At 49.0% G+C, this 3,250-nt stretch carries 1 rRNA gene; it reads right to left on the reverse strand.

The window, feature by feature from the left end:
* Positions 1-42: 42 nt before the first annotated feature.
* Positions 43-2,919, reverse strand: a 23S ribosomal RNA gene (locus AC04QZ_RS24970).
* Between the last annotated feature and the right edge of the window lie 331 nt (positions 2,920-3,250).

Below are 3,250 nucleotides of genomic sequence, written 5' to 3' on the forward strand. Positions count from 1 at the left end.
ATTGAAAGAAGTTATTATGAAGAACAAACAACAGTCTGTTTGCTTTGAAAGCTTCGGATGATTAGTACTACTCGACTGTGCTGTCGCCAGCTTTACATCTGTAGCCTATCAACGTAGTAGTCTGCTACGGTCCTATATGGAATTCTCATCTCGTGGCTAGTTTCGCACTTAGATGCTTTCAGCGCTTATCTATTCCCAGCGTAGCTACTCTGCAATGCCCCTGGCGGAACAACAGATTCACTAGAGGCTAGTCCAACCCGGTCCTCTCGTACTAAGGTCAGCCCCACTCAAAATTCCTACGCCCACAACAGATAGGGACCGAACTGTCTCGCGACGTTCTGAACCCAGCTCGCGTGCCACTTTAATCGGCGAACAGCCGAACCCTTGGGACCTTCTCCAGCCCCAGGATGTGACGAGCCGACATCGAGGTGCCAAACCTCCCCGTCGATATGAGCTCTTGGGGGAGATCAGCCTGTTATCCCCAGCGTACCTTTTATCCTTTGAGCGATGGCCCTTCCATGCAGAACCACCGGATCACTATATCCGTCTTTCGACCCTGATCGACTTGTCTGTCTCACAGTCAAGCAAGCTTATGCTATTGCACTCCGCGTACGGTTACCAAGCGTACTGAGCTTACCTTTGAAAGCCTCCGTTACCTTTTTGGAGGCGACCACCCCAGTCAAACTACCCATCAAACAATGTCTCCCACATGATGGGATTAGACACCGAATACAGAAAGGGTGGTATTTCAACGTTGGCTCCACGACGCCTAGCGACGCCGCTTCAAAGCCTCCCACCTATCCTACACATCCTGTATCCAATGTCAATGTTAAATTGTAGTGAAGGTGCATGGGGTCTTTCCGTCCCGTTGCGGGTACCCGGCGTCTTCACCGGGACCACAATTTCACCGAGCTCATGGCTGAGACAGCGCCCAGATCGTTACACCATTCGTGCAGGTCGGAACTTACCCGACAAGGAATTTCGCTACCTTAGGACCGTTATAGTTACGGCCGCCGTTTACTGGGGCTTCGATTCAATGCTTCTCCTTGCGGATGACATCCCCTCTTAACCTTCCAGCACCGGGCAGGTGTCAGGCCTTATACCTCATCTTTCGATTTTGCAAAGCCATGTGTTTTTGTTAAACAGTCGCCTGGGCCTTTTCACTGCGGCTGACATTGCTGCCAGCGCCCCTTCTCCCGAAGTTACAGGGCCATTTTGCCGAGTTCCTTAGCCATGATTCACTCGAGCACCTTAGAATCCTCTTCCCGGATACCTGTGTCGGTTTGCGGTACGGGTTTTTATAACCTGAAGCTTAGCGGTTTTTCTTGGAAGTCTGATTACCTGCGCTATCCACTCACCCGAAGGCTTGCGGTACTATCGACTTTCAGCTAGATCGGCGGATTTGCCTACCGTTCTAATACCTACTGTCTTTAACGATCTATTCCGTCAGATCGCGGCAGTGTCACTACTCCGTCCCCACATCGCAGTTATAAAAAGTACTGGAATATTAACCAGTTGTCCATCGAATTTCCCCTTCGGGTTCTCCTTAGGTCCCGACTGACCCTGATCCGATTAGCGTTGATCAGGAAACCTTATCCTTTCGGTGGGCGGGTTTCTCTCCCGCCTTATCGTTACTTATGCCTACATTTGCTTTTCTAGAAGCTCCAGCACCCATTACCAGATACCTTCGCTGCCGCTAGAATGCTCCCCTACCGATATATTTCAATCCCATAGCTTCGGTGTACAGTTTAATGCCCGTTTATTATCCATGCCCGATCGCTCGACTAGTGAGCTGTTACGCACTCTTTAAATGAATGGCTGCTTCCAAGCCAACATCCTAGCTGTCTGTGCAATCGGACCTCGTTAGTTCAACTTAACTGTAACTTGGGGACCTTAGCTGATGGTCTGGGTTCTTTCCCTCTCGGCGCGTGACCTTAGCACCCCGCGCCTCACTGCAGATCATATTTCATAGCATTCGGAGTTTGTCTGGATTTGGTAGGATTTGACTCCCCCGCACCCAATCAGTAGCTCTACCTCTATGAAACTTAATATCCACGCTGTTCCTAAAAACATTTCGGGGAGTACGAGCTATTTCCCAGTTTGATTAGCCTTTCACCCCTACCCACAGATCATCCGGAAACTTTTCAACGTTTATCGGTTCGGTCCTCCAGTACGTGTTACCGCACCTTCAACCTGTCCATGGGTAGATCACAAGGTTTCGCGTCTACCCCCTCTGACTATACGCCCTATTCAGACTCGCTTTCGCTTCGGATCCGTGCCTGAAGCACTTAACCTTGCCAGAGAGGAGTAACTCGTAGGCTCATTATGCAAAAGGCACGCCGTCACGCAACTTGTACGCTCCGACCGCTTGTAAGTACACGGTTTCAGGTTCTATTTCACTCCCCTGTTCGGGGTTCTTTTCACCTTTCCCTCACGGTACTGGTTCACTATCGGTCTCTCAGGAGTATTTAGCCTTACCGGATGGTGCCGGCAGATTCCCACAAGGCGTCTCCGACCTCGCGGTACTCAGGATACTGCTAGGCTAGCATTCTATACGTGTACCGGGCTATCACCGTGTATCGCTGGGCTTCCCATCCCATTCCACTTCTGTTTGCTAATGCCACAACGCAGTCCTACAACCCCCACTTTGCCGTAACAAAGTAGGTTTGGGCTCTTTCCCTTTCGCTCGCCACTACTTAGGAAATCATTGTTATTTTCTCTTCCTCTGCTTACTTAGATGTTTCAGTTCGGCAGGTTTGCTCATTATATGTGACTAGTCTTCAACTAGCCGGGTTGCCCCATTCGGAAATCTTCGGATCAATTCCTATTTGCAAATACCCGAAGCTTATCGCAGCTTATCACGTCCTTCATCGCCTCTGAGAGCCAAGGCATCCCCCGTGTACTCTTTATTACTTTCTTCTACTCATATGCCTTTTGCGCCATATGGTATGCTTTTTTTGCTCTTGTTATGATGTCTCATACCGTTCTCTGGATTGCTCCTTCTTCCGGTGAGCACAAACACAACAGTCGCCTATTGTTGTTTGCTCTTCTTTTTTAACTTCTTCCAATATGTCAAAGAACTTTATTAAGGTTGAAGGTGGAGGGTATAAAGGTAGGGGGTTTCATTGTCCCCTAACTAAGCCTCGTTTCAGCCTTATTAGTAAAAACTGCGGTCTCGAACCGTTTCAGATGTTTTCTTTTATTACATCCGTGCCCCATGGCGTTTCTTCTTAATCTTTATGTCAATGTA

The sequence above is a fragment of the Pedobacter folensis genome, assembly GCF_056490665.1.